The 25705-nt window shown below is 35.6% G+C and carries 31 protein-coding genes and 4 tRNA genes; 26 read left to right on the top strand and 9 right to left on the bottom strand.

The genetic code is table 11. The annotated features are described in order from the left end of the window. Positions 1-3: 3 nt before the first annotated feature. The 6 genes from napG to A3854_RS00410 are packed head-to-tail and all read left to right on the top strand — an operon-like array spanning position 4 to position 3811. The gene (napG, locus tag A3854_RS00435; RefSeq protein WP_107709516.1) at positions 4-762 is read left to right on the top strand and encodes a ferredoxin-type protein NapG; all 759 of its coding nucleotides are present in this window, start codon (positions 4-6) and stop codon (positions 760-762) included. After that, complete coding sequence (gene napH / locus A3854_RS00430) at positions 759-1550, top strand: quinol dehydrogenase ferredoxin subunit NapH (protein WP_084040740.1); 792 nt, start codon at positions 759-761, stop codon at positions 1548-1550. The genes napG and napH overlap by 4 nt, the downstream gene beginning before the upstream one ends. Then, a complete protein-coding gene (locus tag A3854_RS00425; RefSeq protein ID WP_084040738.1) occupies positions 1547-2074 on the top strand; it encodes a nitrate reductase cytochrome c-type subunit in 528 nt (175 codons plus the stop codon). Before napH ends, A3854_RS00425 begins: the two co-directional genes overlap by 4 nt. Further along, complete coding sequence (locus tag A3854_RS00420) at positions 2074-2541, top strand: 4Fe-4S ferredoxin (RefSeq protein ID WP_084040736.1); 468 nt, start codon at positions 2074-2076, stop codon at positions 2539-2541. Before A3854_RS00425 ends, A3854_RS00420 begins: the two co-directional genes overlap by 1 nt. Next, positions 2538-3473 carry a WD40 repeat domain-containing protein gene (locus A3854_RS00415; protein ID WP_084040734.1) on the top strand — a complete coding sequence of 312 codons (936 nt, stop codon included), beginning with the start codon at positions 2538-2540 and terminating at the stop codon, positions 3471-3473. The genes A3854_RS00420 and A3854_RS00415 overlap by 4 nt, the downstream gene beginning before the upstream one ends. Next, positions 3470-3811 carry a chaperone NapD gene (locus tag A3854_RS00410; RefSeq protein WP_084040732.1) on the top strand — a complete coding sequence of 114 codons (342 nt, stop codon included), beginning with the start codon at positions 3470-3472 and terminating at the stop codon, positions 3809-3811. The genes A3854_RS00415 and A3854_RS00410 overlap by 4 nt, the downstream gene beginning before the upstream one ends. Positions 3812-4109: 298 nt before the next feature. Here the strand turns inward: A3854_RS00410 and A3854_RS00405 are convergent, their stop codons facing one another. From A3854_RS00405 to A3854_RS00395, 3 genes are read right to left on the bottom strand one after another with little or no spacing between them, the layout of a single operon-like run. Then, entirely contained in the window at positions 4110-4652 is a 543-nt protein-coding gene (locus A3854_RS00405) for an SCO family protein (protein ID WP_054196383.1), read from the bottom strand. Positions 4653-4661: 9 nt separating this feature from the next. After that, complete coding sequence (locus tag A3854_RS00400; RefSeq protein WP_035167203.1) at positions 4662-5129, bottom strand: hypothetical protein; 468 nt, start codon at positions 5127-5129, stop codon at positions 4662-4664. Then, on the bottom strand, positions 5129-5551 hold the full coding sequence (locus tag A3854_RS00395) for a copper chaperone PCu(A)C (RefSeq protein ID WP_072594846.1): 423 nt from the start codon (positions 5549-5551) through the stop codon (positions 5129-5131). The genes A3854_RS00400 and A3854_RS00395 overlap by 1 nt, the downstream gene beginning before the upstream one ends. A gap of 137 nt (positions 5552-5688) precedes the next feature. Between A3854_RS00395 and A3854_RS00390 the strand changes: the two genes are divergently transcribed. Genes A3854_RS00390 through A3854_RS00370 form a run of 5 tightly spaced genes read left to right on the top strand, consistent with a single transcriptional unit; the run spans position 5689 to position 8735 of the window. After that, positions 5689-6654, top strand: coding sequence for a L,D-transpeptidase family protein (locus A3854_RS00390; protein ID WP_084040730.1), 966 nt, complete (start codon positions 5689-5691; stop codon positions 6652-6654). 2 nt (positions 6655-6656) lie between these two features. After that, positions 6657-6896, top strand: coding sequence for a CmeU family protein (gene cmeU, locus A3854_RS00385; protein WP_084040728.1), 240 nt, complete (start codon positions 6657-6659; stop codon positions 6894-6896). Further along, positions 6889-7902: an alanine racemase gene (locus A3854_RS00380; RefSeq protein WP_084040726.1), complete on the top strand. Its 1014-nt coding sequence runs from the start codon at positions 6889-6891 to the stop codon at positions 7900-7902. The genes cmeU and A3854_RS00380 overlap by 8 nt, the downstream gene beginning before the upstream one ends. 9 nt (positions 7903-7911) lie before the next feature. Next, positions 7912-8343, top strand: a complete 432-nt coding sequence (locus A3854_RS00375; protein WP_084040724.1) for a peptide deformylase — start codon at positions 7912-7914, stop codon at positions 8341-8343. Beyond that, complete coding sequence (locus A3854_RS00370; RefSeq protein ID WP_084040722.1) at positions 8334-8735, top strand: flagellar protein FlaH; 402 nt, start codon at positions 8334-8336, stop codon at positions 8733-8735. Before A3854_RS00375 ends, A3854_RS00370 begins: the two co-directional genes overlap by 10 nt. Positions 8736-8971: 236 nt before the next feature. On the opposite strand, the gene htpX is transcribed toward A3854_RS00370, so the two are convergent. Genes htpX through ribA form a run of 5 tightly spaced genes read right to left on the bottom strand, consistent with a single transcriptional unit; the run spans position 8972 to position 11532 of the window. Then, complete coding sequence (htpX, locus tag A3854_RS00365) at positions 8972-9841, bottom strand: zinc metalloprotease HtpX (RefSeq protein ID WP_084040720.1); 870 nt, start codon at positions 9839-9841, stop codon at positions 8972-8974. Positions 9842-9849: 8 nt separating this feature from the next. Continuing rightward, on the bottom strand, positions 9850-10215 hold the full coding sequence (locus tag A3854_RS00360; protein ID WP_084040718.1) for a hypothetical protein: 366 nt from the start codon (positions 10213-10215) through the stop codon (positions 9850-9852). Beyond that, positions 10212-10406, bottom strand: a complete 195-nt coding sequence (locus tag A3854_RS00355; RefSeq protein WP_084040716.1) for a hypothetical protein — start codon at positions 10404-10406, stop codon at positions 10212-10214. The genes A3854_RS00360 and A3854_RS00355 overlap by 4 nt, the downstream gene beginning before the upstream one ends. Next, positions 10403-10969 (bottom strand): 16S rRNA (guanine(527)-N(7))-methyltransferase RsmG, encoded by a 567-nt coding sequence (gene rsmG, locus A3854_RS00350; protein WP_084040714.1) that lies wholly within the window; start codon positions 10967-10969, stop codon positions 10403-10405. Before rsmG ends, A3854_RS00355 begins: the two co-directional genes overlap by 4 nt. Next, positions 10969-11532: a GTP cyclohydrolase II gene (gene ribA, locus A3854_RS00345; RefSeq protein ID WP_084040712.1), complete on the bottom strand. Its 564-nt coding sequence runs from the start codon at positions 11530-11532 to the stop codon at positions 10969-10971. Before ribA ends, rsmG begins: the two co-directional genes overlap by 1 nt. Positions 11533-11600: 68 nt before the next feature. On the opposite strand from ribA, the gene hemB reads away from it, so the two are divergent. From hemB to A3854_RS00290, 11 genes are all read left to right on the top strand, one after another. Beyond that, on the top strand, positions 11601-12572 hold the full coding sequence (hemB, locus tag A3854_RS00340; protein WP_084040710.1) for a porphobilinogen synthase: 972 nt from the start codon (positions 11601-11603) through the stop codon (positions 12570-12572). Between the two features lies 1 nt (position 12573). Continuing rightward, complete coding sequence (argF, locus tag A3854_RS00335; protein ID WP_084040708.1) at positions 12574-13491, top strand: ornithine carbamoyltransferase; 918 nt, start codon at positions 12574-12576, stop codon at positions 13489-13491. Beyond that, complete coding sequence (locus A3854_RS00330) at positions 13488-13973, top strand: DUF2603 domain-containing protein (protein WP_084040706.1); 486 nt, start codon at positions 13488-13490, stop codon at positions 13971-13973. The genes argF and A3854_RS00330 overlap by 4 nt, the downstream gene beginning before the upstream one ends. Then, positions 13966-15327, top strand: a complete 1362-nt coding sequence (gene hemN, locus A3854_RS00325; protein WP_084040704.1) for an oxygen-independent coproporphyrinogen III oxidase — start codon at positions 13966-13968, stop codon at positions 15325-15327. The genes A3854_RS00330 and hemN overlap by 8 nt, the downstream gene beginning before the upstream one ends. Positions 15328-15451: 124 nt before the next feature. Further along, positions 15452-17122, top strand: coding sequence for a TolC family protein (locus tag A3854_RS00320; protein ID WP_084040702.1), 1671 nt, complete (start codon positions 15452-15454; stop codon positions 17120-17122). Positions 17123-17142: 20 nt separating this feature from the next. Then, complete coding sequence (locus tag A3854_RS00315; RefSeq protein ID WP_054196396.1) at positions 17143-17799, top strand: transglutaminase-like cysteine peptidase; 657 nt, start codon at positions 17143-17145, stop codon at positions 17797-17799. Then, positions 17796-19745 carry a bifunctional diguanylate cyclase/phosphodiesterase gene (locus A3854_RS00310; protein ID WP_084040700.1) on the top strand — a complete coding sequence of 650 codons (1950 nt, stop codon included), beginning with the start codon at positions 17796-17798 and terminating at the stop codon, positions 19743-19745. Before A3854_RS00315 ends, A3854_RS00310 begins: the two co-directional genes overlap by 4 nt. A 3-nt stretch (positions 19746-19748) precedes the next feature. Beyond that, on the top strand, positions 19749-21887 hold the full coding sequence (locus A3854_RS00305; RefSeq protein WP_084040698.1) for a type I secretion system permease/ATPase: 2139 nt from the start codon (positions 19749-19751) through the stop codon (positions 21885-21887). Between the two features lie 2 nt (positions 21888-21889). Next, positions 21890-23356 (top strand): HlyD family type I secretion periplasmic adaptor subunit, encoded by a 1467-nt coding sequence (locus A3854_RS00300; protein ID WP_084040696.1) that lies wholly within the window; start codon positions 21890-21892, stop codon positions 23354-23356. After that, entirely contained in the window at positions 23356-23847 is a 492-nt protein-coding gene (locus A3854_RS00295; protein ID WP_084040694.1) for a DUF5416 family protein, read from the top strand. Before A3854_RS00300 ends, A3854_RS00295 begins: the two co-directional genes overlap by 1 nt. Before the next feature lie 18 nt (positions 23848-23865). Continuing rightward, complete coding sequence (locus A3854_RS00290; protein ID WP_084040692.1) at positions 23866-24504, top strand: response regulator transcription factor; 639 nt, start codon at positions 23866-23868, stop codon at positions 24502-24504. A gap of 166 nt (positions 24505-24670) precedes the next feature. Here the strand turns inward: A3854_RS00290 and A3854_RS00285 are convergent, their stop codons facing one another. After that, on the bottom strand, positions 24671-24919 hold the full coding sequence (locus A3854_RS00285) for a hypothetical protein (RefSeq protein WP_021090800.1): 249 nt from the start codon (positions 24917-24919) through the stop codon (positions 24671-24673). Between the two features lie 237 nt (positions 24920-25156). Between A3854_RS00285 and A3854_RS00280 the strand changes: the two genes are divergently transcribed. The 4 genes from A3854_RS00280 (at position 25157) to A3854_RS00265 (ending at position 25655) form a co-directional block, all read left to right on the top strand. Continuing rightward, positions 25157-25232: transfer RNA gene (locus tag A3854_RS00280), tRNA-Thr, on the top strand. 53 nt (positions 25233-25285) lie between these two features. After that, positions 25286-25370: transfer RNA gene (locus A3854_RS00275), tRNA-Tyr, on the top strand. Between the two features lie 7 nt (positions 25371-25377). Further along, positions 25378-25454 (top strand) — tRNA-Gly (locus tag A3854_RS00270). 126 nt (positions 25455-25580) lie between these two features. Next, a tRNA-Thr gene (locus A3854_RS00265) sits at positions 25581-25655 on the top strand. Positions 25656-25705 lie beyond the last annotated feature (50 nt).

The following is a 25705-nucleotide window of genomic DNA, read 5'->3' as shown; positions in this document are numbered from 1 at the left end:
GATATGGGATTTTCAAGTAGGCGAGAGGCTTTAAAATTTGGAGCAAAAGTAGCGCTTTTGGCTCTTGGCGGAGGCTTTGTTTGGTCGCTTAGTGCCAAGGCTTCGCCACTTATGCTTCTTAGGCCTCCTGGTGCAAAAGAAGAGAAGCAATTTTTACAAAGCTGCATTAGGTGCGGGCTTTGCGTAGAGGCTTGTCCATTTGATACGCTAAAGCTCTCATCGCTAGAAGATGGCATAAGCATTGGAACGCCTTATTTTGAGCCTAGAAAAATTCCTTGCTATATGTGTGAAAATATCCCTTGTGTGCCAGCCTGTCCGACTGGAGCTTTGGACGTAAATTTAGTAAGCACAAAAGGCAAGCTTGACATAAATAAGGCCAAAATGGGCGTCGCAGTGGTCGATATGAAAAACTGCGTGGCATACTGGGGCATACAGTGCGATGCTTGCTACAGATCCTGTCCGCTCATAGATAAGGCCTTGTATCTTGAGTATCGCCGCAACGAAAGGACGCAAAAGCATGCGTTTTTGCTTCCAGTGGTCGATAGCGACATCTGCACCGGATGTGGCCTATGCGAGCGAGCCTGTATCACTAAAAAAGCAGCCATTACTGTGCTAAACCGTGACGCCGTACTTGGCAAAGTAGGCGATAACTACGTCAAAGGCTGGATAAAAGAAGATGAAAGACGCATAGACGATGCAGACAGCAAAATAAAGCTTGACATTAAAAAAGCGACTGATTATCTAAATGGTGGTGAGCTATGAAATTTTTAATCTTAAGACGAATAACTCAAATTTCTATCCTAGCACTATTTGTCCTAGGAAATTTTTATGGAGTTAAGATACTTAGCGGAAATTTAAGCTCATCTTTGCTTTTTGGAAAAATTCCACTAAGCGATCCATTTGCTTTGGTTCAAATTTTACTTGCGAGCTTTAGCGCTGGCATAAATGCAATTATTGGAGCTGGCATTATCTTTGCATTTTATGCACTGGTTGCTCCAAGAGCGTTTTGTTCGTGGATATGCCCGATAAATTTGCTAACTGATATTGCTTTTAAACTAAGAGAGAAATTTGGTTTTAAGGGCGAGAAGGTCTTAAACGTGAGTAAAAATTTACGTTATTACTTGCTGGCTCTTGCTCTTATATTAAGTCTTACTTTATCTTATCCAGTATTTGAGAGCATTAGTTATATTGGCATTATTCAGCGTGGCATTATTTACGGCTCAGCTAGTGCTTTAGGCATAGCGGTTGCGATCATTGCTTTTGATATGTTTGTGTTAAAGCGTGGTATTTGCTCGCATGTTTGTCCACTTGGTGCCTTTTACGCCATCATCTCAAAATTTGCCCTAATTAGAGTAAAACATGATGCCCAGGCTTGCACAAAATGTATGAAATGCAAGCTTATTTGCCCAGAGATGCAAGTGCTTGACATGATCGGTAAAGAGAGCCGCTCGGTAAGCTCAAGCGAGTGCATAAGCTGTGGCAGGTGCATTGATGTTTGTGGAGACGGGGCTTTGAAATTTAGTATTAGAAATTTAAGGAGAGAAAAATGAAAATAAAAATAATGATGCTTGGAGGATTGTGCGCTGCGTTTTTTGCGGCATGTACTTTTAGTAATCCAAGTATTAGTGATTCGCAAATCGGCTTTAGAAATATCGATTTGCTAGACGATAAAGACGTTGTATTAAAAGATGTGAACTACACAAAAGAGCCAGCTGGTATGTCAAAGAAATTTGATAGGTCTTTTGAAAATGCACCACCATTTATCCCACACGATACTGAGGGTTTAGTGCCTATCACAAAAGATATGAATATGTGCGTAACCTGCCATATGCCTGAGTTTGCAAAAGATAGTGGAGCAACACCGATACCATCATCTCACTTTTATGATATCAGAAACAAAAAAGATCTTGCAGGCAAGCTTGATGATGAAAGATATAACTGCACAACATGCCACGTTGAGCAACAAAACGGCGTAACGCAGCTTGTTGGTAATAAATTTAAGCCTGATTTTAGAGATAAAAATGGCACTCATAAGTCAAACTTACTAGATGTTTTAAACGATGGTGTTAAATAATGCAAAGCAGGCGAGAGCTTTTTAGTAAAATTTTGGGGGCAAAATCTGCTCCCAAATTTATAACTCCGCCTTTTTTTAGCGGAGAGTTTGACTGCGATAGATGCGATGCTAGCTGCGTAAATGCTTGTGAAAAAGAGCTTCTTAGCTTTGAAAATGAAAGGGTAGTTTTTAAAGTTAAAAAGCTGGGCTGTGACTTTTGCGAAGAGTGCGCAAAGGCTTGCGAGAGTCTTGGTAAGAAGACATTAAGCTTAAACTCACCAAAGAGTATAAATGCAAAAGTTAGCATCGATGTTTCTAGCTGTCTAGCATGGAACGATACAATCTGCTACAACTGCCTTGATGCTTGCAAATTTAAAGCAGTCGAATTTCTTGGCGTTTTTCGTCCTATTGTTAATCAAAACTGCCTAAGTTGTGGCGAGTGCTTTGATGTTTGCTTTAAAAATTCACTTCAAATGGAGGCCTTATGAGAGCTTTGTTTTTTATTTTTTGTCTATTAAATTTTATCTTTGCAAGTGAGATCACCACTCCATATAAGCAAATAGAGGCTAGTGCAAATGTACTAAGCACAACGCTAATAAATGGCAAACTCTTTATCGCGACTGATGGAGGGACGGTTGAAATTTATGATCCTAAAGAGTCTAAATTTGAAGAGATCATTAAGATGGATGATATAAAAACCTACGTTAGTGATCACGAAAGACCAAAAATTCTAAACGTTGATGAGTTAAACGGCAAGATACTCATCCTAAGCGAGGGTGACTATGCTACAAAGGTGCTTTATATAAGAGAAAATGGACAGATGAGAAGCATAAAAATACCAAATCAAGCGACAAAAAAGGCATTATTTTTAGATGATGAGCATGTTGCGCTTGCTTCAATCAGCAATGAAATTTACTTTTTGAACTTAAAAAGTGGTGAAATTTATGACAGCTTTAAAATTTCAATTGCAATGCTCTCAGATATGGAGATAAATGAAGATAGAAGCAGGCTAGCTATCGCTTGCGAGAGTGGGAAGGTCTACTTTTATAATATAAAAGCTAAAAAAATGGATCAAATTTTAGACATTCATACAGACAATATCTACGACATCTCATATAAAAATGGAGTCATGATCAGCGGAGGCACCGACAGGATAGTGGGGATATTTTCAGCTGGAAGCCTAAAAAAGATAAATACTGGCTTTTTGGTCTATGGTGTCGGCCTTAGCGATGATGGTAGAGTGGCAGCTTATATGAGTGATGAGATGAGCGATGTAAATTTAGTTGATAGCAAAAGCTTAGAAAATATCGCAATACTAAAAACTGGACAAAGTACGATAAATAGCATAGTTTTTATAAGCGATAACGAAGTCGTAACTTCAGCCTATGAGAATAAAATTTTATTTTGGAGAATTAAATGAATATTTCAAGTTTGATAGTTTATACGGACAATAAAAATGAAAGTGTAAAAAACGAAATAAAAAAGCTAAAAGAGTGTGAAATAATAACCGACGCAGACGATAGAATCGTAGTGGTAGTTAGCTCAGATAGTATTGAAGATGAGATAAAAAATTTTAAAAAGATAGAAGCTATCAGTGGAGTAGTGAGCGTTGCGATGGTTTACAGCTATCAAGAAGATGCCGAAGAAAATAGAAAAAAGCTAGAAGAAAATGGCAAGGTAAGTGAAATTTTAACAAGTGATGAGGTAAAGGCAGAGGATATTACTTATGGCGGCAGCGTGCATCATAGAGTGAAATAGTAAAACTAAATTTCTGGCTTTTGCATCATAATTAAAAATTTATAGTACAAAAGCCTATCCTTCATATAGATCTTCTTAATAAATTTGTTGCTAGTACTGCTTATATTTAATCAACTTTGTTTGGCTTTTAGATTAAATTTATGTTCAAGGATTAATTTAGATTTTTGGTGAAAAATCACTCAGCAAGCATTAAAATCAAAAGTATAGCAAGTGAATTAAATTTTAGTTTAGAAGATCTTGAGATGATGCTTGCATAAAGAATTTTAGTAGGCCAGTTTTGGCTTACTAAATTTATAGCCTAAGGCCTATCTTTAATCAAATTTAATAAATTTTCTCCAATGTTTTCATTTGTTAGATTTGAAATTTCTTTATAAAAATTTCCTTTTTTGTCTATTAAATATATTGAAGAGCTATGAGCAACAGAGTAGCCCATGGCTGAGTTTTCAAGACGGACTTTTTGAAATTTTACACCATAGGTTTTTGCCACTTCTTTTAAGGCATTTAGTTTTAATCCATCGGCATCTTTGTAGAAATTTTTTGCCATTAGAGTTAAATTTTCAGGAGTATCGCGTTCAGGATCAAGCGTAATAAAAAGTAGTTCAAAGTCATCTCTTTTTAGTTTATTTAGTTCATCGCCAATCAAAGAGAGTGCAGTAGGGCAGACATCGGGGCAAAAAAGATAACCAAAATATATAACTTTGTACTTTCCGTCGTAATTTTTAAGACTTACTTCACCATTTTGTGAAAGTGCCTTAAAATCATACTTGTTTGGTTTTATTAGCAAAAGTGCAACACCTATACAAATTAAGATTATTATTAAGCCCCAAAATGCCTTTTTCATCGTTACCCTCTATAATTTTAGATCAAGATCTACAAAAAAACCAGTTTCTTTTTCGTCATCAAGCACTTTAAATCGATATCTCATAAGCTCGACAACACAAGCACTTAGCACTACTTGAGCAGTTAAGTTATCGCCTCTTGGCTCAAGTCTTGCTTTGATCGATCCCATATTCATATTTATGCCGTCTATCTCAAGACTAGGGTTTTTTAGCCCTAAATTTTTACCGTTAATGATTTTAAAGCTAAAAGGCCTCATGGCATAAATAGGTCTTGGTGAGATGTCTATTTTTAGCTTTACGCCTTTAAATTCCATCTCACAAGATTTATTGTTTAGATCACATTTTAAAGGATCTAACGATGTGTTTACATCGGCAAATTCAGGTGGATCTTCTTTGCTTGTTGTCATAAGCTTATAGCCTATCGAAAAAGCACCTAGAACAATAAAGATAAATGAAAAAATAATTATGATTTTTTTCATTATTTAAAGTTTTTAGTTACTCCAATATTATCAAGCTTTATGCTCTCGCCATTGCTAAATTTTAGCTCTAAATCAACTTTATCACCATCTTTTAATGGTTTATTTAGATCCATAAGCATAATGTGTAAACCGCCAGGAGCTAGTTTTGTTTCACCATTTTTTGGGATCACTGCATCTTCGATTTGAACCATAGCCATCATGCCATCATTCATTTTGTGTGTATGAATTTCTGTACTTTTGCAAACGCTTGAGTGAGCACCAATAAGCTTTACATCAGAATTTGAAGCATTTTTTATATCCATAAAAATTGCACTATTGTTTGTGCCAGGTTTTGTATCTCTAGCTCTAACATTTTCTAGGCTGATATCAGCCGCCATAAGAGCAGAAGCTGCAAGCATCGCACCAAAAACGATTTTTTTCATATTTTTCCTTTGTGATAAAATTAATAATGGTTTTCACATTATACATTTAGAACTACTTAATTTACCTTTAAAATCTAAAAATATAAATTTTTTAGGATATAATTACGGACTAAATTTTACTTTTTGGGATATTTCACTTGAAAAAAATTATATTTTTCTTCATCGCGTTATCGCCTTGTCTTTTTGCCCAAAATTACGAAGAAATTTACTTAAAAAATGGCTCTGCTGCTGTTATCGATGCCATCGAAAAAAATATTTTAAGTAAGGATTACTGGCTAAAAAAGCTTGAGGGCAAGGATGTAAGATATGGATATTATGACAACGAGATACTTCTAAGTGTAGTTGATAAAACTAAAAAGAAGCTTGAAGTGATCTCTTATAATGGCGGCATTACAAAAAAGCTTTTTAGCTCAAGCGTTATAGTTGGCAAAAATGGTGATAAGCTTCTTGAAGGCGATCTAAAAACACCGATTGGAGTGTATCAGCTTACACGTAGATTTACGCCAAATGATAGATATCTTGGCCCACTTGCATTTTCGCTTTCGTATCCAAATTTGCTTGACAAACTTGCAAAACGAAATGGTGGTGGCATTTGGATACATGGCTATCCGCTTGATGGTCAAAGGACAGACGAGCTAAAAACAAAAGGCTGCGTGGCTATGCAAAATGATACTTTGATGAAATTTGATGATGTAGTGGATCACAAAAAAACACTTGCATTTATCTACGAAGATAAGCGTCCAGAAGCTAGCGCAAAAGATATTGCAGTGATCATTTCTGGACTTTTGGGTTGGAAAAAGACATGGAGTGAGAGCGACATTGAAAACTATCTTAAATTTTACGATAAGAACTTTGAGCGATACGATGGTATGAGCTTGGAAAAATTTAAAAGTATGAAAAGAGCTATTTTTTCTAAAAAAGAGAAAAAACGCATTTCTTTTTCAAATTTTCTCATCACGCCTTATCCAAATCTTAAAAATGATAGGCTTTTTCGTGTGAGTTTTTATGAAGATTATGTTTCAGATACACATAAATTTGCTGGTCAAAAGACACTTTATGTGAAGCTTTATAACGATGATATGAAAATTTTTATAGAGGAGTAAAAGTGGAAAAATCTCAAGAAGTAAAAGAAAAAATCGAAAAAATTTTAGAGGCAAGAGCTGCTTTTTTTGCTGAGCTTGACCGTCAGGTTCCAAAGAAAAATGGTACTGATGTTTTTGATTTCAGCAAAGTAAAAGAGGCTGATCTGAAAGAAATTTACGCTAAATTTTATACATTTGATTACAACGTAAGAAAACTTTTACCGGATGTCTATACTGCTTTTAATGTGAATTTTAATGTCTGAAATACGTCTAAGTAAAGCTTCATATATTCATAACCTCACTCAAATTTGTGCCAAAGCTGGCGGCAAAGAGAAAGTAATAGTTGTATTAAAAGACAATGCTTATGGCCATGGCGTAAGGCTTATTGCTAGTGAAGCTAAAAAATTTGGCATAGAAATTTGTGCTGTAAAAAGTGAGTTTGAGGCAGATGAAATTTCTGACATATTTGAAAATATTCTCATTCTCTCACATATCCCAACCGGAAATGAAAGTAGTAAATTTATCTATGCGATAAATGATATAGAGGCGCTTTTAAAGATAAAAGATGGCTCAAAAATCAACCTTGCAATTGACACTGGTATGCATAGAAATGGGCTTGATATAAGTGAGCTTGATTACGCCTTTGAAATTTTAACAAGAAGGAATTTGGAGCTTCTTGGAGCTTATACGCATTTTCGTGCAAGTGATGAGCTAAATGCTGATTATTTTGTGCAAAGGGAAAATTTTAGGGCTGCAAAAGAGAAAATTTTAGCTCTTTGCGATGAGTTTGGTATAAAAAAACCGATCTTTCACTCTCACAATTCAGCTGCGCTTGAAAGAGCAAGTAAAATCGATGATGATATGGTGCGCGTTGGCATCGCTCAGTATGGATATACTCAGTTTGGTGATAGTTTGGACTTAAAGCCAGTACTTTCACTATGGGCAAAAAGAGTTAGCAAGCGTATTTTAAAAAGTGGTCAAAGTGTTGGATATGGCGCTAAATTTAGTACAAAAGAAGATATAAATGTAGCCACTTATGATCTTGGATATGGCGATGGATTGCTAAGATACAATGGATGTGGCGAGCTAAGACTTGCCAATAACGAGCCAATACTAGGCAAAATTTCTATGGATAGCTTTAGTTGTAAAGATAGCGGCGAGTGGGTCTGTGTCTTTGAGGATGCAAATATTTGGGCGAAATTTTTTAATACGATAAGTTATGACATTTTAGTAAAGCTCTCGCCAAACATCACTAGGAAATTTATATAAAGGTAATATGTGAAAAAGATCGTTTTATTAGCTTTTGCTAGCCTTGCTTTTGGTGTGCAAGAGAGTGAGTTTAAAATTTATGAGCAGATATTAAATCAGCTTGATACTAAGCAGATCCCAGCTTTTGTCGTCCAAACTGCAAAGCCAAATTTGCCAAGCAGAGTCGATGAGATGATTACGCTAAAAGATGTGAGTAGCAGCGGGCTAAACATACATGGCGAGTTTGTTTTAAACGAGACCAAGACAAAGAGGATAAAAGGCTACAACAAAGCTCAAATTTTAGCTTTAAAAGATGAGTTTTATAAAAACGGAAAAGAGGCGCTTTGCAACTCAGGTATGGCTAGAGCTGTGCTAAATCGTGGCATCACGCTAAGTGGTAGTTACGGCTTTGAGGGTAGGCATTTTTTTGATATAAATTTGGATAAAAGCAGTTGCGAGTAGTCATTTTTTTACTGTTTTTTTACTCGCTTGCCCTGGCTCTTACGCCAGATATGGCAGCGAAAAATCATGCAACTTACTACAAAAAAAAGCTTCCATTTATCTGCACGCCAACATTGACACTTAATGATATCTTAAATGTCGGCGATACGCTCATTTATAGATATGCCATCAAATACGCAAGAAAACAAGAGATCAAAAGACTTGAGGAAAAAGAGCTTTTAGAATTTATCGAAGCTATCAAAAAGGAAAATTTACGAACTGCTTGCAAAGATAAAGAGATCTTAAATATGCTAAGTATCGGTGTTGCCTTGGACGAGCTTTTCTATTCAGAAAATGGAGAGCTTATTTTTGAGTACACTATAGAAGATCGCGACTGCAAGAAATTGCAGTGAAACCTGGGGCTAAATTTCAGTTTTTGGTTGTAAATTTGATTTTTTTGCAAAATTTAAAATTCCATTTACTCATAAGAATCGACTACTGATTTTAAGCTTCGAAAAGTTTGCTACTAAAATCAGAGCCTAAATTACTCACTCATGAAATTTAAAATTTTTGTAAATTTATAAATTTAAAGCCAAAAAAGATGGTAAAAAGAAGAAATTTAGCCCAAATTTTACTAGAACTAAATTTTCTACATGCCTCTTTTTATCTCTTGTTCAAGTCTTTCAAGCTCAGCGATCCTATCGCTAGTGCTTGGATGCGTTCTAAAAAGTACGCCAAGCTTGTTAGTTAGCGAGCCAAATGGATTTACGATAAACATATGAGCACTTTGCTCGCTTGCGTTTTGCATAATGTAAGAATTTGAGTAGCTCTCAAGCTTTCTTAAGGCACTTGCAAGCCACTCTGGGTGTCCTGTTAGATAAGCTGCGCCCTTGTCTGCCTTATACTCGCGCTCCCTTGAGATCGCCATTTGTATGATTGTGGCAGCTATTGGCATGAGTATAGCAAGTGCTAGCATAACGATGGCATTACCGCCACCTCTTCTTGAACCGCCACTCTGCCCAGCAATACCACCAATCTTAGCAAAATTTGCAAGCATTGCGATAGCGCCAGCTAGTATGGCAGCGATTGAGCCAGTTAGGATGTCGTAATGCCTTACGTGGCTTAGCTCGTGAGCTAGCACGCCCTCGATCTCGTTTTCATTTAAAATTTTTAAAAGCCCCTCGGTTACCGCGACAGCTGCGTGGCTTGGGTTACGGCCTGTGGCAAAGGCGTTTGGTACCTCTTCTGGTATGATGTAAATTTTTGGTATAGGCAAATTTGCCTTTTGTGTGAGGCGAGATACGATCTCATAAAGCCCGTGAGCGTTACTCTCATCAACTGGGATAGCGTTATATCTTTTTAGCACGAGTTTGTCGCTGAAAAAGTAAGAAAAGATATTCATGCCAGCTGCCATCAAAAAGGCGATCATCATGCCATGCTCACCTCCAATATATCCGCCAACAGCGATAAAAATCAGCATTAAAGCAACCATTAAAAAAGCAGTTTTAAAAATTTCCATTTTTGTCCTTATTTTTTTATAGCGTTTGGTAAGATCGCAGCGTCTATGTTAAATTTTGCAAGCTGTGCTAGCTCGCTTTCATCTTTTATCAAAACAGCTATAAGTGCGTCAAATAGATAACTCTCAGCAATCTTTGCTAGATCTTTTGCAATATCAATATCTGCGATAATAAATTTTGCTCCAGCGGCGTTTGCGATGATAGCTTCGTTTATGTCATTTGCGATGATACTAAAGCTTGCTCCAGCCTCTAACGCCCTTTTTATTAAATTTCTATCAAATTTAAAGAGATTTTGCCTGCCATTTGAAATTTCATCTTTGCTTTTGCAAAGAAAAAGCGGCTCAAATTTTATCAGCTCATCACCCAAAATTTTCATCTCTCACCCTTTATGCAATCTTTGCAGATGTATTTTCCGTCTCGCAGCACCATTTGGTCAATGTCTGTAAAGACGCCACATTTGCTGCACTCTTCGAAGTTGCTGCTGCTTATCTTGTCGCTTTTTTTTCTATTTTTAAAAAATATAATGTAAATCGCAACCAAAATCGCTACAAAAAGCAAGTATTTCAATGTTTTCTCCCTTGATTTTTGAGATTAAAAAAAATGTAGTTTCTATTTTTATCATTATAAATTTGTGCGTCTATGCCTGAAATTTCCTCCATAACGCTTGAGCCCTTGTAGATGAGAAATTTAGTATTTTCATCATAAAATCCATCGCAAATTTTTATAAGCTCTTTTGTCTTGCTAAGTGCCCTTGAGGTGATGAGATCGGCCGTAAATTTATCTGCAAGCTCGATCTTTTGGCTATGAACTTCTAAATTTTGCAAGCCAAGCTCGATTTTAACGAAGCTTAGAAATGATGACTTTTTGGCTATCGGCTCAAAAAGGTGCCACTTTGTTTGCGGCATCGCAAGCGCTAAAAATATCGCTGGAAAGCCAGCTCCACTGCCTACATCTATCGCCGTTTTGGCACTTAGATCAAAAATTTCAAGCGGCTTTATGCTATCAAGCACCTGCTCGCTTATATCTTTATAGTTGCTTAAGCTATGAACTTTGTTAAATTTAGCAAAAATTTGAGTGTAAGCCTTTACTTTTTCGTTAAATTCTGCCGGCAAGCAAAGCTCATTTTTCATCACAAGATGTGCCCCATTTGCTCTTTTTTGACCTTTAAGTAGCCTTCGTTAAATTTATTTGGCTTGATGACGATAGGCACGCGTTTTACGATCTTTACTGAGCTTAGTCCGTGAAGTTTTAAAGGGTTATTTGTGAGTAAATTTACCTCTTTTATGCCATAGTGATTTAGGATAAAATCGACCACTTCGTAAGTCCTCTCATCAGCCTTAAAACCTAGCTGGTGATTGGCTTCAATGGTGTCAAAGCCCTTGTCTTGGAGGCTATAAGCGTTTATCTTGTTTAAAAGCCCGATATTTCTGCCCTCTTGACGCAGGTAGATGACCATGCCGCCATTTTCTTCGATATATTTTAGGCTCGCTTCAAGCTGGTCGCGGCAGTCGCACTTTAGGCTCCCGATCGCATCGCCAGTTAGGCATTCGGAGTGAATTCTAAGATTTACCACCTCGTTTAAAGGCTCTTTGTAGATCACTAGGTGCTCTTTTGCTCCTTCCTTGAAGGCTTGAACCTTATAAGTGCCAAATCTTGATGGTAGATTTGCGGCGTTTGAAATTTCTATTTTCATTTTAAATTTACTCCAACTGTGCTAAACTAGCTAAAAATCACGCATTTTAACAAAGAAAAGGCAAAAATATGTTTAAACGTTTTAGAAGATTAAGAATAAATCCAGCCCTAAGAGACATGGTAAGAGAGACTAGCCTTAGCGTAAATGACTTCATCTATCCGCTCTTTGTAGTCGAGGGCAAAGGCGTTAAAAACGAGATTGCTTCGATGCCGGGCGTTTATCAAATGAGTATCGATGAAATTTTAAAAGAGTGCGAAGAGATAGTAAATTTAGGCATAAAATCGATCATTTTATTTGGCATACCAAGCCTAAAAGATAGCGTTGGTAGCGACGCACTAAGCAACGACGGCATCATCGCAACCGCGCTTAGAGCCATAAAAGATAAATTCCCAAATTTAGTAGTCGTCACTGATCTTTGCTTTTGCGAGTACACAGACCACGGCCACTGCGGCATAATCGATCACGTACACAACACCATCGACAACGATGCCACACTTGAAATTTCAGCTAAACAAGCCTTGATACACGCTCAAAATGGCTCTGATATGATCGCACCAAGCGGCATGATGGATGGCATCATTGCAACGCTAAGAGAGACACTTGATAGCAACGGCTTTGAGAATTTACCAGTGATGGCTTATTCAACTAAATTTGCCTCAGCCTACTACGGACCATTTCGTGACGTGGCGCAAAGCGCTCCAAGCTTTGGCGATAGAAAGAGTTACCAAATGGACAGCGCAAACCGTCTAGAGGCGATCAACGAGAGCTTGCAAGACGAGGCGCAAGGCGCTGATATCTTGATGGTAAAGCCAGCGCTTGCCTATCTTGACATCGTTAGAGAGCTAAGAAATTTAACACTTCTACCACTTTGTGTCTATAACGTAAGCGGCGAGTACGCACTGCTAAAAGCTGGCGCAAAAGCTGGCATCATCGACTACGAGCGCGTTATGATGGAGACTTTGATTGGCTTTAAAAGAGCGGGGGCAAATTTGATCATATCGTATCACGCAAAAGAAGCAGCCAAAATTTTAAGGGGCTAAGATGAGACATTTTTTGACGTTAAATGACTTTAGCAAAGATGAAATCGAGCAGATGATAAATTTAGCCCGCAAGATCAAAAAAGAGGCGAAGGCTAGAGAATTTAAGCCATATCTAAAAGATCAAAAGCTTGCGATGATATTTGAAAAAAGCTCGACTAGAACGAGAGTAAGCTTTGATGTGGGCATGCATGAGCTTGGTGGATATGCGCTATTTTTAAGCAAAAATGATATACAAATAGGTCGTGGCGAGCCTATACGTGACACCGCTAGGGTTATAAGCAGGATGTGTGACATGGCTATGCTAAGGGTTGATAGGCACGAGACGCTAGAAGAATTTGCTAAATTTTCAAGCGTGCCAGTGATAAACGGCTTAAGCGATAAATTTCACCCAGTGCAGCTAATGGCAGACTATCTAACTATGCTTGAATTTAGCGCAGGCGAGAAGGTTGCGTACGTAGGGGACGGCAACAACATGACTCACTCGTGGCTCATGCTAGCTAGCAAGCTTGGCCTTGAGCTAAGGGTCGCCACGCCAAAAGGCTACGAGGTGGATGCTGAAATTTTAAAAATGGCCAATGAAAACGCAAAAATTTCAGGTGCGAAAATTTTTATCACAAATGATATAAAAGAAGCGGTAAATGGTGCCGATGTAGTGACTACGGACACTTGGGTATCGATGGGTCAAGAGGCCGAGAAAGAAAAGAGGCTAAAAGACTTTGCTGGATACTGCGTGGATGAAAAATTGATGAGTTTAGCTAAAAAAGATGCGATATTTTTGCACTGCTTGCCAGCTTATAGAGGTTATGAGGTGAGCGAGGCGGTTTTTGAGAAGCACGCGGATGAAATTTTTAGCGAGGCTGAAAACAGACTTCATGCCCAAAAAGGCGTGATGGTCTGGCTGGATGAGAGAAGAAGATGAGCAAAGAGAAAAATATATATGATGAGATAGATGAGATCGGTAATAATCTTGGGCTGAGTAGCCCTGAAAAAACGATCTTTGAGATAGTTTCAACAAAAAATCCAAATGAGCATATTTTAAATTTAAAAAGTGGCTCTTGGGACTCAAAAGAGCCGTGGTTTGGTATTGATGAAAATCAAAATTTACACACGGTAATCTCTGTAAAATCGCTTTCAGCTTTGATCGAGGCCTTAAAAGAGTCTCAAAAAGAAAATTTTGATCTAAGGCTTGAAAAGACGATCTGGCAAAATATACCGGTTGATTTTAGCGATGTTTGGGTGGTTGCTATGGATGAGATAAAAAAGATCGCAAGCGATAAAAAAAGCAGACAATTTAATATTGATCTTGACAAACTGGTAAAAAATATCAAAAAAGAGCACCCAAATTTATTTGTAGACATAAAAGAGGTGATTCAAATGGCAAGGAGTAGGGCAGATGATTGATTTTAGTGCTTATGTGAAGTATTCAAGGCCAGGGCCAAGATATACTAGCTATCCGACAGCACCAGAGTTTAGTGACAAATTTAGCTATGAAGCTTATATAAAAGAGCTTGAAAATCGTGATCTGAATCGACCGCTTTCGCTTTATTTACACTTGCCATTTTGCAGAAGTGCTTGTTATTTTTGTGGCTGTAATGTCATCTACACTAGCAAAGAGGACCGCAAAGAGAAATATATAAGATATATAGAAAAAGAGCTTGAAATTTTAGCTCACCACCTGGACACCAGTGCCGAGGTCTTACAGATGCACTTTGGTGGCGGTACTCCGACATTTTATAATGCTGCGCAGCTTGATGAGATTATCAAGCTTATCAAAGCTAAATTTAAAAATTTCTCAAAAGAGGCTGAGATAAGCTGCGAGATAGATCCGAGATTTTTAACAAATGAGCAGCTTGATGTGCTCATATCTCACGGCTTTAACCGTATAAGCTACGGTGTGCAGGACTTTGATGAGAAGGTGCAAAAAGAAATTCACAGAATTCAGCCCTATGAGGTCACTCAAAATGCCGTAAAAATGGCTAGAGAAAAGGGCATAAAATCAATAAATATGGATCTAATTTACGGTCTGCCATATCAAAGTCTGGAGAGCTTTAAAAAGACGCTTGAGCTTGCTCTTACGCTTGATCCTGATAGGCTTGCAGTCTTTAACTACGCTCATGTGCCATGGATAAAAAAATCAATGCGTAAATTTGATGAAACCACATTGCCAAATCCAGAAGTGAAGCTTGAAATTTTAAAATTTACAGCTGAGTTTTTAACTAAAAATGGCTATAAAATGATAGGAATGGATCACTTTGCAAAGCCAAACGATGAGCTTTTTGGTGCTCTTGCAAATGGTACTTTGCATAGAAATTTTCAAGGTTATACGACAAAGGGTGGCGCTGATCTTATTGGCATTGGAGTGACCAGCATAGGTGAATGCAAAAGGCACTACGCACAAAATCATAAAGATATGGACGAGTATGAAAAGGCGATCGATAGTGGAAAGTTGCCATATGCAAAGGGAATTTATCTAAGTGATGAAGATTTGCTTAGAAAAAGTGTGATTATGAACTTAATGAGTAATTTTGGGCTTGATATTAAATTTATCGAGAATGAATTCCATATAAATTTCTTTGAACACTTTAAGGAAGAGCTTGAGGAGCTTAAAAATTTAAGTGAATTTGTCAATGTTACAGCAGATAAAATCAGCGTAAATGAAACTGGAACACTGATAATACGAAATATTGCAATGTGTTTTGATGAATATCTAAAGAAAATTCCAGAGAATTTAAGGCGTTTTTCTAAAACTATATAAAAATTATTTTTTTGTCATAAGATATTTAAAATATATTTAATATTTCTTGGTGTATAATTCGTACCAAAAAGTTCAAGTCTAGGCTTGTTAATAAAGTTAATAAAAAGGTAAAAGGATCTTAGTTATGAAAAAGGTGTTAGCAATTAGTGCTTTGGCAGCAACTGTGCTGTCAGCTCAAGATGTTCCTTATAGGATTTTTCTAGCTTCATTTGCACAAGATGATAATCAGGCTAGAATCGACAGTGCTATTAATAAAGTTAATAGTAAAATTTCTGATAGTAGGCTGACCACAGGTATCTATGAGGTTGGTGGACGAAAATTTTTATATGTTGACACAACTCCAGTCTCTGAGGATGAAGCTAATAGTCTATTAGTTAAAGTTCAAAACGAATCAGGCTATAAGGATGCTTTAATGAGAGCAAAAGCACCTGTAGCTGATGCTCAAACAACAAAAAAATCTAATATAGAACAAGCTATATCAACTGAAGTAAAACCAGTAGTACAAGTTGATGATGGAGTTTTGACTTTAGATCAAGTTATAAAGACTATTTTAAATGAAAATCCAAGTTTAAAAGCTACAGAATTTAACTATCTACAAGTTGGTAAAGATCTAAAAATAGCAAAAAATGCCTATTATCCAACACTTGACGCTGCTGCTAGAGTGGGATATGAGAAAAAACGCCTTGATGATGGAGTTTCTACAAGAAGAGGAGATGGAAGAATTTCTGGTACATCTCTAACCTTGGTTGAAAATTTATACAATGGTGGTGCTGATAAAAATAGAATAAATTCTCAAAGCGCAAGACTTGATTCAGCTGCTTATTCAGTAGCACAAGCTGCAGATAGACTTACATTAAATGCTGCAAATGCTTACTTACAAGTTCTTCAAACTAAGAGAATTTTAGACATTGAAGAAGAAAACGTAAAGAGTCATGAGGAAATTTATAGCCAAATTAAAGATAGAGCAAGGTCAGGTTATGGCGTAGCTTCTGAAGAGAGACAAGCTGGATCACGCTATACTTTAGCTCAATCAAACTATACAGCTGCTAAAAATAACTATGAAGATGCACTTTCTACATTTGAGAAATTATATGGAAAAAAAGTTGCAGCTAAAAATTTAGTAATGCCTGAGTTTAGCCTTCCTTTGCCTAGCACAAAAGAGGCTGTTTATAATAAAGCAATTCTTTGCAACCCATCACTTTTGGTTCAAAAATCAAATATTGCTATGGCAGAGTCAGTTGTGAAAGAGAAAAATGCGCCATTCTTACCAAAACTAGATCTTGTTGTATCTGGTGCGTATGATCATTCAAATGTTTTATATGACAATTATGAAGAACAAACATTTGATGCACTTTTAAGACTAAACTATAACCTTTACAATAAAGGTAATGATAAACTAGATAAAGAAAAAAGCCAACTTGCCGTTCAACAAGAGCAACAAACTTTGGATAATCTTGTAAGAGAGCTTAAAGAATCTTTGGAATTTTCATGGCAAAATTATATTCTTAACCAAGAAAAAATGGGATATCTAAATCAACACGTTGAATATGCTAAAGCTACACTTGATGCTTATCAGGATGAATTTAGAATCGGTCGTCGTGATCTTATAAACTTGCTTGATGCTGAAAATGAATATAACTCTGCGTTAAAAGAGATCGCTACAACTGAGACAGCACTATCTTATGCAAAATACAGACTATTAGATAATATGGGAATGATCTCAGATAGCTTTGAACCAGGTTTTGCAAAGAGATACATTCAAGGTGCTTGCAGCATTCAAAACGATTTAAGATAAAAATGTAAAAAGTAATGACCATGAGGGTCAAGACAAATTTTTGGACGCTTATAGTAAGCGTCCTTTTTTTATTATTAGCAAGTGCTATTGGGGATTTTATAAAATCAACAACTATAGCAAAGGTAGCTAAAATTTATGGAGAAGATGCAAGAAGAAGGGCTTCTGCTCTAAATTCTTTAATGACTTCATTGCAAGATGCAACTGAACAAGAGAAATTGATAAAAGTAAATGACTTTTTTAACTCTTTTAGATGGGTTGATGATATGCAGCTTTGGCACAAAAAGGATTATTGGGCTACTAGAATGGAATTTATAGGAAAAGGTGCTGGTGACTGCGAAGACTACGTTATCGCAAAATATTTTACACTAAAGCAGCTAGGAATTCCAACTCAAAAATTATACTTCACATATGTTAAAGCCTTAAGATACAATCAAGCTCATATGGTTTTAGCATACTACGATACACCAAAATCTATTCCATTAATTTTAGATAACATAAATGGTAAAATAAAAATCGCAACTCAAAGAACAGACCTTGTTCCGGTTTATAGTTTTAATGGTGATTCGCTATACTTGGCAAAACAAGAAGGTCTTGGTCAAGCAATACCAGGTGGAAATAAAAAACAAAATCCTAAGTGGATGGAACTAATAGATAGGATAGGAAAAGAGGATTTATGACGCTATTTAAACAAATTATGATCGCCGTGATAACTTTTGGTATCATGATTTTTATGGCTGTTGGCTACTTAAATTTTAAGAGCCTAAATGGATATATTAATGACCAGCTTGGTGAAAACGCAAGACATACAGCAAATTCGCTTGGACTTGCTTTAAAGCCTATTATCGATCCAGATGACATGTCCTTGGCTCAAACAATGATAAATTCTATGTTTGACAGCGGTAGATACAAGCTTATCAAGCTTGAAGATGTTGATGGCAAGGTTCTTATTGAAAATTCTCAACAAACTGTTGTTAAAGATATTCCTGAGTGGTTTTACAAAATAGCCAAGTTTGAAGCGCCAATAGCAGATAGCGAGATTATGACTGGCTGGGCAAAATTTGGCACGCTTTATGTTCAAGGCAGCACCGCACTTGCCTACAATGAGCTTTATACTAACTCAAAAAATATTTTTAATTTTCTTCTTCTAATGATAATTGTCACTCTCGTGGTGGCATATTTCGCTCTAAAAGCTATTTTTAGACCACTTATGAAGGTTCAAGATCAGGCTGAGGCCATACTTGATAATAAATTTATTATTCAGAAAAGAATTCCATTTACAGCTGATCTTAAAAAAATGGTTCTAGCTATGAACTCTATGGTTAGTAAAGTAAAAGACATTTTTGAGAGAGAGGCAGCCACACTTAGTAAGTATCAAGAACTTTTATATAAAGATACAATGAGTGGTGCTAATAACAGAAGATTTTTTCAAACTAAATTTAGTGAGTATCTAGCAAGTGAAGAATATTCAAGTGGTGTTGCTTTACTTGTTAGTTTTAAAGATCTAATAAATTTAAAAAGTACGCTTGGCTTTGAAAAATGGCAAAGCGTTATAATGAAAATAGCTCAAATTTTACAAGAAAAATCAATCCATAATGATAAAAATGCGATTGTTGCAAGGCTTAACGATAATGATTTCATTGTACTTTCGTATGGTAGAAATTCATCAAATTTCTTGGCTCTATGTGATGAAATTATGAACGAGTTTAAAAAGCTTTATGCAAATTTTGCGCTAAATGATAGCGAGTATCCAGTAAATGCTGCGATAGTTGAGTATTCACCAAATACTGATATCAAGACACTTCTTACTTCAGCTGACGTTACATTGGCTAGCTCAAGACTTGCTGGAAGCTTTACATATAAGGTATTTAATGAAAATCAAAATACTTTAGTGATTGGTAAAGAGAAGTATAAAGAGCTTATTTTTGACTCAATAAAAGAAGATGAATTTAAATTCGCAGCTCAAAAAGTGATTGATCTTAATTCAAATTTTGAGCAGTATGAGCTTTATTTGAGGCTTGTTGATAAAGATGGTGTATGGCGTATGGCCTCATATTTCATGCCGATGGTAAATGAGCTAAATTTAGGTGCAATGCTTGATCTTCATATCTTAAATAGAGTAGCCAGAATTTTACCGGAGAATATCTTACCAAGTGGCAACTTGGCCATAAATTTGGGAAAAGAGATATTAAATTCAGATGAAAATTTTTCAAAACTTGAAGCTACACTTAAAAAGATAAGTCAAATTTCAAAATATAAAAACTATATAGAAATTCCAAATAAAGACGATATTAGCATAGAAAGTATAGTTAAGCTTACTAAAAAATTAAAAGAACTTGGCTTTGGATTTGGCTTTGACCACTTCGAGCTTAATGCAAAAGGTATCGAGAAGCTAAAAGAATTTAACCCTGATTATGTAAAAATTCAGTCAAATGTCTTAATCGACTTCTTAAGTGATAAGTCAGGAGTAAATACAAAACAATCGCTTGACGTTGTTTTAAGCTCAAAAGACATTATTTTGATCGCAATTGGTGTTGAAGGCGAAGAGCAGAAGAAAAAGCTAATTGATCTTGGCATTAAAAATATGCAAGGAATTTATATAGATGAAATTAAGAACATTGGATGATAGATGCATAGTGATAAGATAAAAGATGAGCTGCTTCAATGCTTGGTTATTTTTACCAAGCTTCATAATAATCCATACAGTGCCGATGCTTTAACTATTGGCTTGCCAGTAAAAGATGGCGATGAGATTGAGCTTTTTTCACTTAAAAGCTCAAGGTCTTTATTTTCTCGTGCTGCTTCTCGTGCTGGTTTTGCTTCTACCCTTGTAAGAAAAGATCTCGAACAAATCTCTCCTTTAGTTTTACCTTGCATTTTAATGCTTAGAGGCAAAAAAGCTTGCATCTTGCAATCTTTTAGTAAAGATAAAAAGACAGCAAATATCATAACTCCAGAACTTTCAACTGGTACTAGCACGATAGAAATAAGTAAATTAAAAGAAGAATATTTAGGCTATGCATACTATTTAAAGCGCGAGTTTGTTCCAGAGGATACTAGCTCAACAAAGCTAATTGATGCGGGCAACGACCACTGGTTTTGGGGAACTCTAAAACGTTCAAAAAAGATTTATTTTGATGTTGTTCTTGCAAGTTTTATTATAAATTTATTTGTTCTTGCTAGTCCGCTTTTTACGATGAACGTATATGACCGTGTCGTGCCAAATAATGCAGTTGAGACACTTTGGGTCTTGGCGCTTGGCGTAAGTGTAGTTTATGGCATAGATCTTTTCTTAAAATTTGTAAGATCATATTTTCTTGAGATTGCTGGCAAAAAGAGTGACATCATAATGAGTTCTATTTTATTTGAGCGCGTTATGGATATGAAATTTAGCAATAAACCAAAATCTGTTGGTTCTTTCGCTAGTAATCTAAAAGAGTTTGATACGGTTAGAAATTTCTTCTCATCAGCCTCATTGGCAGCCATTGTCGATCTTCCATTTGCGATCATTTTCTTGATAGTTACTTATTTTATAGGAAGCTATATCGTACTAGTGCCAATTGTTATTATGATAGCTATTTTATGTTATACATTTTTTATAAAAGATCCACTTCAAAATGCTATTAAAAGTACATTTGAGGCTTCGGCTATAAAAAATGGAATTTTAATAGAGAGCCTTAGTAGTCTTGAGACCATCAAAACTCTTGGCGCTAGCGGACATATACAGTGGAACTGGGAAGAGGCAACCGGTGAGATAGCAAATAGAAGCATTAAATCAAAAATTATTACAACTTCGATAACGACTGTTACATCTTTTTTAGTGCAATTAAATACTATTGCCATCATCGTTCTTGGCGTCTATATGATACAAGATACGCATCTTACAATGGGTGGTCTTATCGCTGCAGTTATGCTTAGCTCTCGTGCTATCGCTCCTATGGGACAGGTAGCTTCACTAGCTGCAAATTTTGAGCAGACAAAAACAGCCTATCAAAGTCTTAGTAAGATTATGCAAATGCCTGTTGAAAGGCCAGAAGGTAAAAAATTTGTTAGAAGAAATTCTTTTGATGGAAAGATCGAGTTTAAAAATGTAAGCTTTACATATCCAGATACCACAAAAGGTTCGCTTGATAGGATAAATTTTGTTATTCAGCCAGGTGAAAAAGTTGGCATTATAGGCAAAAATGGCTCTGGAAAGACTACTTTGCAAAAGCTCATTTTGGGACTTTACTCACCAACTGAAGGCTCAGTGCTAATTGATGGTATTGATATTAATCAAATTGATCCAGCCGATCTTAGGCGAAACATCGGCTATGTTCCGCAAGATGTTGTGCTTTTTAAAGGAACGGTTAGAGAAAATATTGTTCAAAAAGCACCATATGTTGATGATATTCAGATTATAAAAGCAGCTAAAGTAAGCGGAGTTGATGAATATGTAAATGCCCATCCACTTGGATTTGACATGCCAGTCTTTGAAAGAGGTGACGGCATAAGTGGTGGACAGCGTCAAAGTATAGCTGTGGCTAGGGCATTTTTGCTAGATAGTCCTATTATTTTGCTTGATGAGCCAACAAATTCTCTTGATAATACAGTTGAAAATAAGCTAAAAATAAATTTAAAGACAAATACAGCAAATAAAACGATGCTGCTTGTTACACATAGGACGTCGATGCTAGATCTTGTTGATAGACTTATAGTTATGGATAATGGCAAAATTTTATTGGACGGACCAAGAGATGAAGTTTTAGCAAGACTTAGTGGGAAGTGATCATGCAAGAAGATATCAAGAATAAACAAAATGAAAATCTAAAAACTGAAAAGAGATTAATTTCTGAAAATAGTATAAAAGAACAAGAGGAAGCTAGTAATAAAATTTTAAATAGTGTAGATGATATAAAGTCTAATCTTCAAACAAAAAATTATGATGCTTATGATTTGAAATTTATGTCAAGTCTTTCTGAGGCTGTTTTGGCTAAAGCCCCATCTACATCTAAAAAGATACTCTATACGGTTGCTATAACTATCTTTTGGCTTCTTGTTTGGGCTTCCTGGGCACAAATAGATGAGATCACAAGAGGTAGTGGTAAAATCATCCCGTCTGGAAAAAACCAAGCGATACAAAATCTCGAAGGCGGTATAGTCGATCAAATTTTTGTAAAAGAGGGTGATGAAGTCAAGAAAGATCAAATTCTAATAAGGCTAGATAATAAAAATTTTACGAGTAGTTATGGCGAGTCAAAACTAAGACTTGATGAACTTCAAGCAAAATTTATGAGACTTGATGCTGAGGCAAATGATAAGGAATTTGACTACGACGAAGCTAGAGATGCGAACAATAGTAAAGCCATAAGATACGAGCTAAGTCTGCATAATTCAAATATTGATCACTTAAATGAGCAAATAGGAATTCTAACAGAGCAGATCCATCAACGCCAAAGTGAGCTAAATGAGCTTAGAAATAAAATTTCTCAAACTCAAAATAGCTACAACCTTGTTTTAAAAGAAAAAGCTATCATGGAGCCTATCTTTAAAAAAGGTCTTGTTAGCGAGGTCGAGTATATCCAGCTTCAAAGACGCGTAAATGACCTAAAAGGCGAGCTTGACGCATCTGTGCTTGCCGTGCCAAGGGTCGAATCAACTATAAAAGAAGCGAAAAATAAAATCGAAGAAGCAAAACTTGCATTTAAAAACAATGCAAAAAAAGAGCTAAATGAGGTTTCAGCAGAGATCGCAAGGATAAATGAATCACAAATCAGCCTAAGCGATAGAGTGGAAAGAACATATGTAAGATCTCCAGTAAATGGTATCGTCAGCAAAATGATGGTTCATACCGTATCAGGAGTTATCAAGCCTGGTGAAAATATTGCCGAGATCGTTCCTCTTGAGGATAAATTGGTTGCTGAAGTAAAAGTAAAACCAGCTGATGTTGCGTTTTTGAGACCTGGACTTGATACGATGGTTAAATTTACGGCTTATGATTTTAGTATTTACGGTGGTTTAAAAGGTAAAGTAACGCAGATTAGTGCCGATACGGAGACTAATGAAAAAACTGGCGAGAGCTATTATTTGGTCAGGATAGAAACTGAGAAAAATTATCTTGGTAGCGAAGAAAAACCGCTTAGAATAAAAGTTGGTATGATAGTCTCAGCTGATATCATTACCGGTAAAAAGACAATACTTGATTATTTATTAAAGCCTATTTTAAAGGCAAAACAAAATGCCTTAACGGAGAGGTAATGGGCAAGATCGCTTTTTATGATAAGAAATTTGGTGAATATGAGATTGAAAAATTTCAAAATTTACAAAATTTCTATCTCATAAAAGATGATCATTCCTGCGATATAGTTAATGATGAAATTGAACGATTTAAATTTAGTGATTGTGAAATAGAATTTTTACAATTAGTAGATGTTGCTAGTAGACATAAAAAACTATTTGAAAATATAAAAATTCAAGATGATATAGTAAGAAGTATTAAAATTTTAATAAAAGGCTTTGACCAGAGTTTGGATAAATTTGACTTTGATCCTGGAATTTTAAATTTAAATACTCCTTATAAATATGCTATATCACAAGATTTTTTTGAAATGACTATTTTTTTAGAAGAAAAACCTTCTGTGGTTACTAAATTTTTCTCATCAATAGATTACAAGATACACAGAAATGGCGAAAGTCGTCATATAGAATTTTTTATAAATAGTAAAAAAATTTATGAAAGAATCATATAAATAATCCAAGGAAAGGTAATGCAAGTTATTTTATTTACACAAAATAGTGCATTAAACAATATTTGGAGAAGTTATTTTACTGGCAATAGCGATGTGAAATTTATACATAATAGAAAAGAGTTTTTTTCTCATATAAATGATGATGTTGATATTATAGGCATTGATATTGATGTTTTTAAAGATAATATTGATGATGTTATAAAAAATATAATTGAAAATTCCCCAAATATAAAAATACTCATACTCTCAAATAGGCCAACGATAAACGAAGGCAAGCATCTACTTACGCTTGGAATCAAGGGCTATGCAAATTCTCATATGAGGAAGACTCACTTTGAAGATGCTTTTGAAACTATTTTTAATGGAAATATATGGCTTTACCAAGAATTTGTTCAGGCAATGATTAGTGAGCTAACCGGCTCATATATTAATAGCGAAAGTGAAAAGATAGACAAAAAGACCGATCTCTCTGAGCTTAGTTCAAGGGAAAGAGAAATTGCAGATTTAATCTATCAGGGTCTAACAAATAATGAAATTTCAGAAAAAACAGGCATTACACTAAGGACGGTCAAGGCACATACAAGCTCAATTTATAGTAAGCTAAATGTAAAGGATAGAATAGGACTTGTGCTTTTAATGAAACAGCTTGACGCATAAAATCTTGATTTATTTTTGTGAGAAATTTAAAATCCTTCTTCAAAAACTATAAATTTTTATATATGCGCCTATAAGAAATACATACACAACTTTTACTGGCTAAAGAATAAAATAAATAAAAAATTCTAGCAAATTTATTAATAGCCGAGATAAGAAATCAGAAACTTTAGTCTTCCAAATCGATATCTACTTTTTCAACATTTGTTATGATGTCTTTTGTATTTTTTTCAATATCATGTTTATTTTTTTCAATAAGTGATCTATTTTGTCCAATCAAATCCCTATTTTCTTTAATGCCATCGCTATTTTGTTCAATTAATTTGCTAAGAGTTGATATTCTTTTCTCATAACGTATCATTAGAAAATAAATTACGTAAATCAGTAATAAAATTATTGCCCAAGGTAAAAATTGCATATTAAGTCCTTATATATTTTTTTGTAATTATAGAAATTTTAGCTTTTAAAAAAAATAAAACTATAAAAATTATACATATTTCATAAATATTTAATGATGCATTACGGATTTAAATGTAATAAAAATTTGTATTCTTAAATGGCTGTATTTTATGATTTTAATTTTTATGAAAATTTTTTAAATTTCCCTTGACTTTTACCTTGTTTTGATATATAATTGCCACTTCACAAAACAGGTGCTGGTGTAGCTCAGTTGGTAGAGCTACTGCCTTGTAAGCAGTGGGTCGGCGGTTCAAGTCCGTTCACCAGCTCCATTTTTGTAACAGTGTTTGACCAGAAAATACCAAAATAGTTTATTAATGTTTAAGGTGAGATACTCAAGCGGCCAACGAGGGCAGACTGTAAATCTGCTGACTATGTCTTCCGTGGTTCGAATCCACGTCTCACCACCATTGTTATGCGGGAGTAGCTCAGTTGGCTAGAGCATCAGCCTTCCAAGCTGAGGGTCGCGGGTTCGAGCCCCGTTTCCCGCTCCAAAATTTGGGAAAATAAACTGGGAGCTGTATCTAGATTTTACTAAACACAGTTATTCCTTACTTTATTTTCAAAATTTTTAGTTGTTTGTATTGTTTAATTGGAATCATCTCTGCCAAGCGTTTTTCGCTCATATGGCTCAGAGGTAGAGCACTTCCTTGGTAAGGAAGAGGTCGCGGGTTCAAATCCCGCTATGAGCTCCACTGGTTAATATGGTTTTATTTATGATTATACAAATTTAGTAAGAAAAAAG

Source organism: Campylobacter concisus, from assembly GCF_002092845.1.
Classification (GTDB): domain Bacteria; phylum Campylobacterota; class Campylobacteria; order Campylobacterales; family Campylobacteraceae; genus Campylobacter_A; species Campylobacter_A concisus_AQ.
Note: the sequence above shows the minus strand (reverse complement) of the source record. Positions and strands in the feature narration are given on the sequence as shown.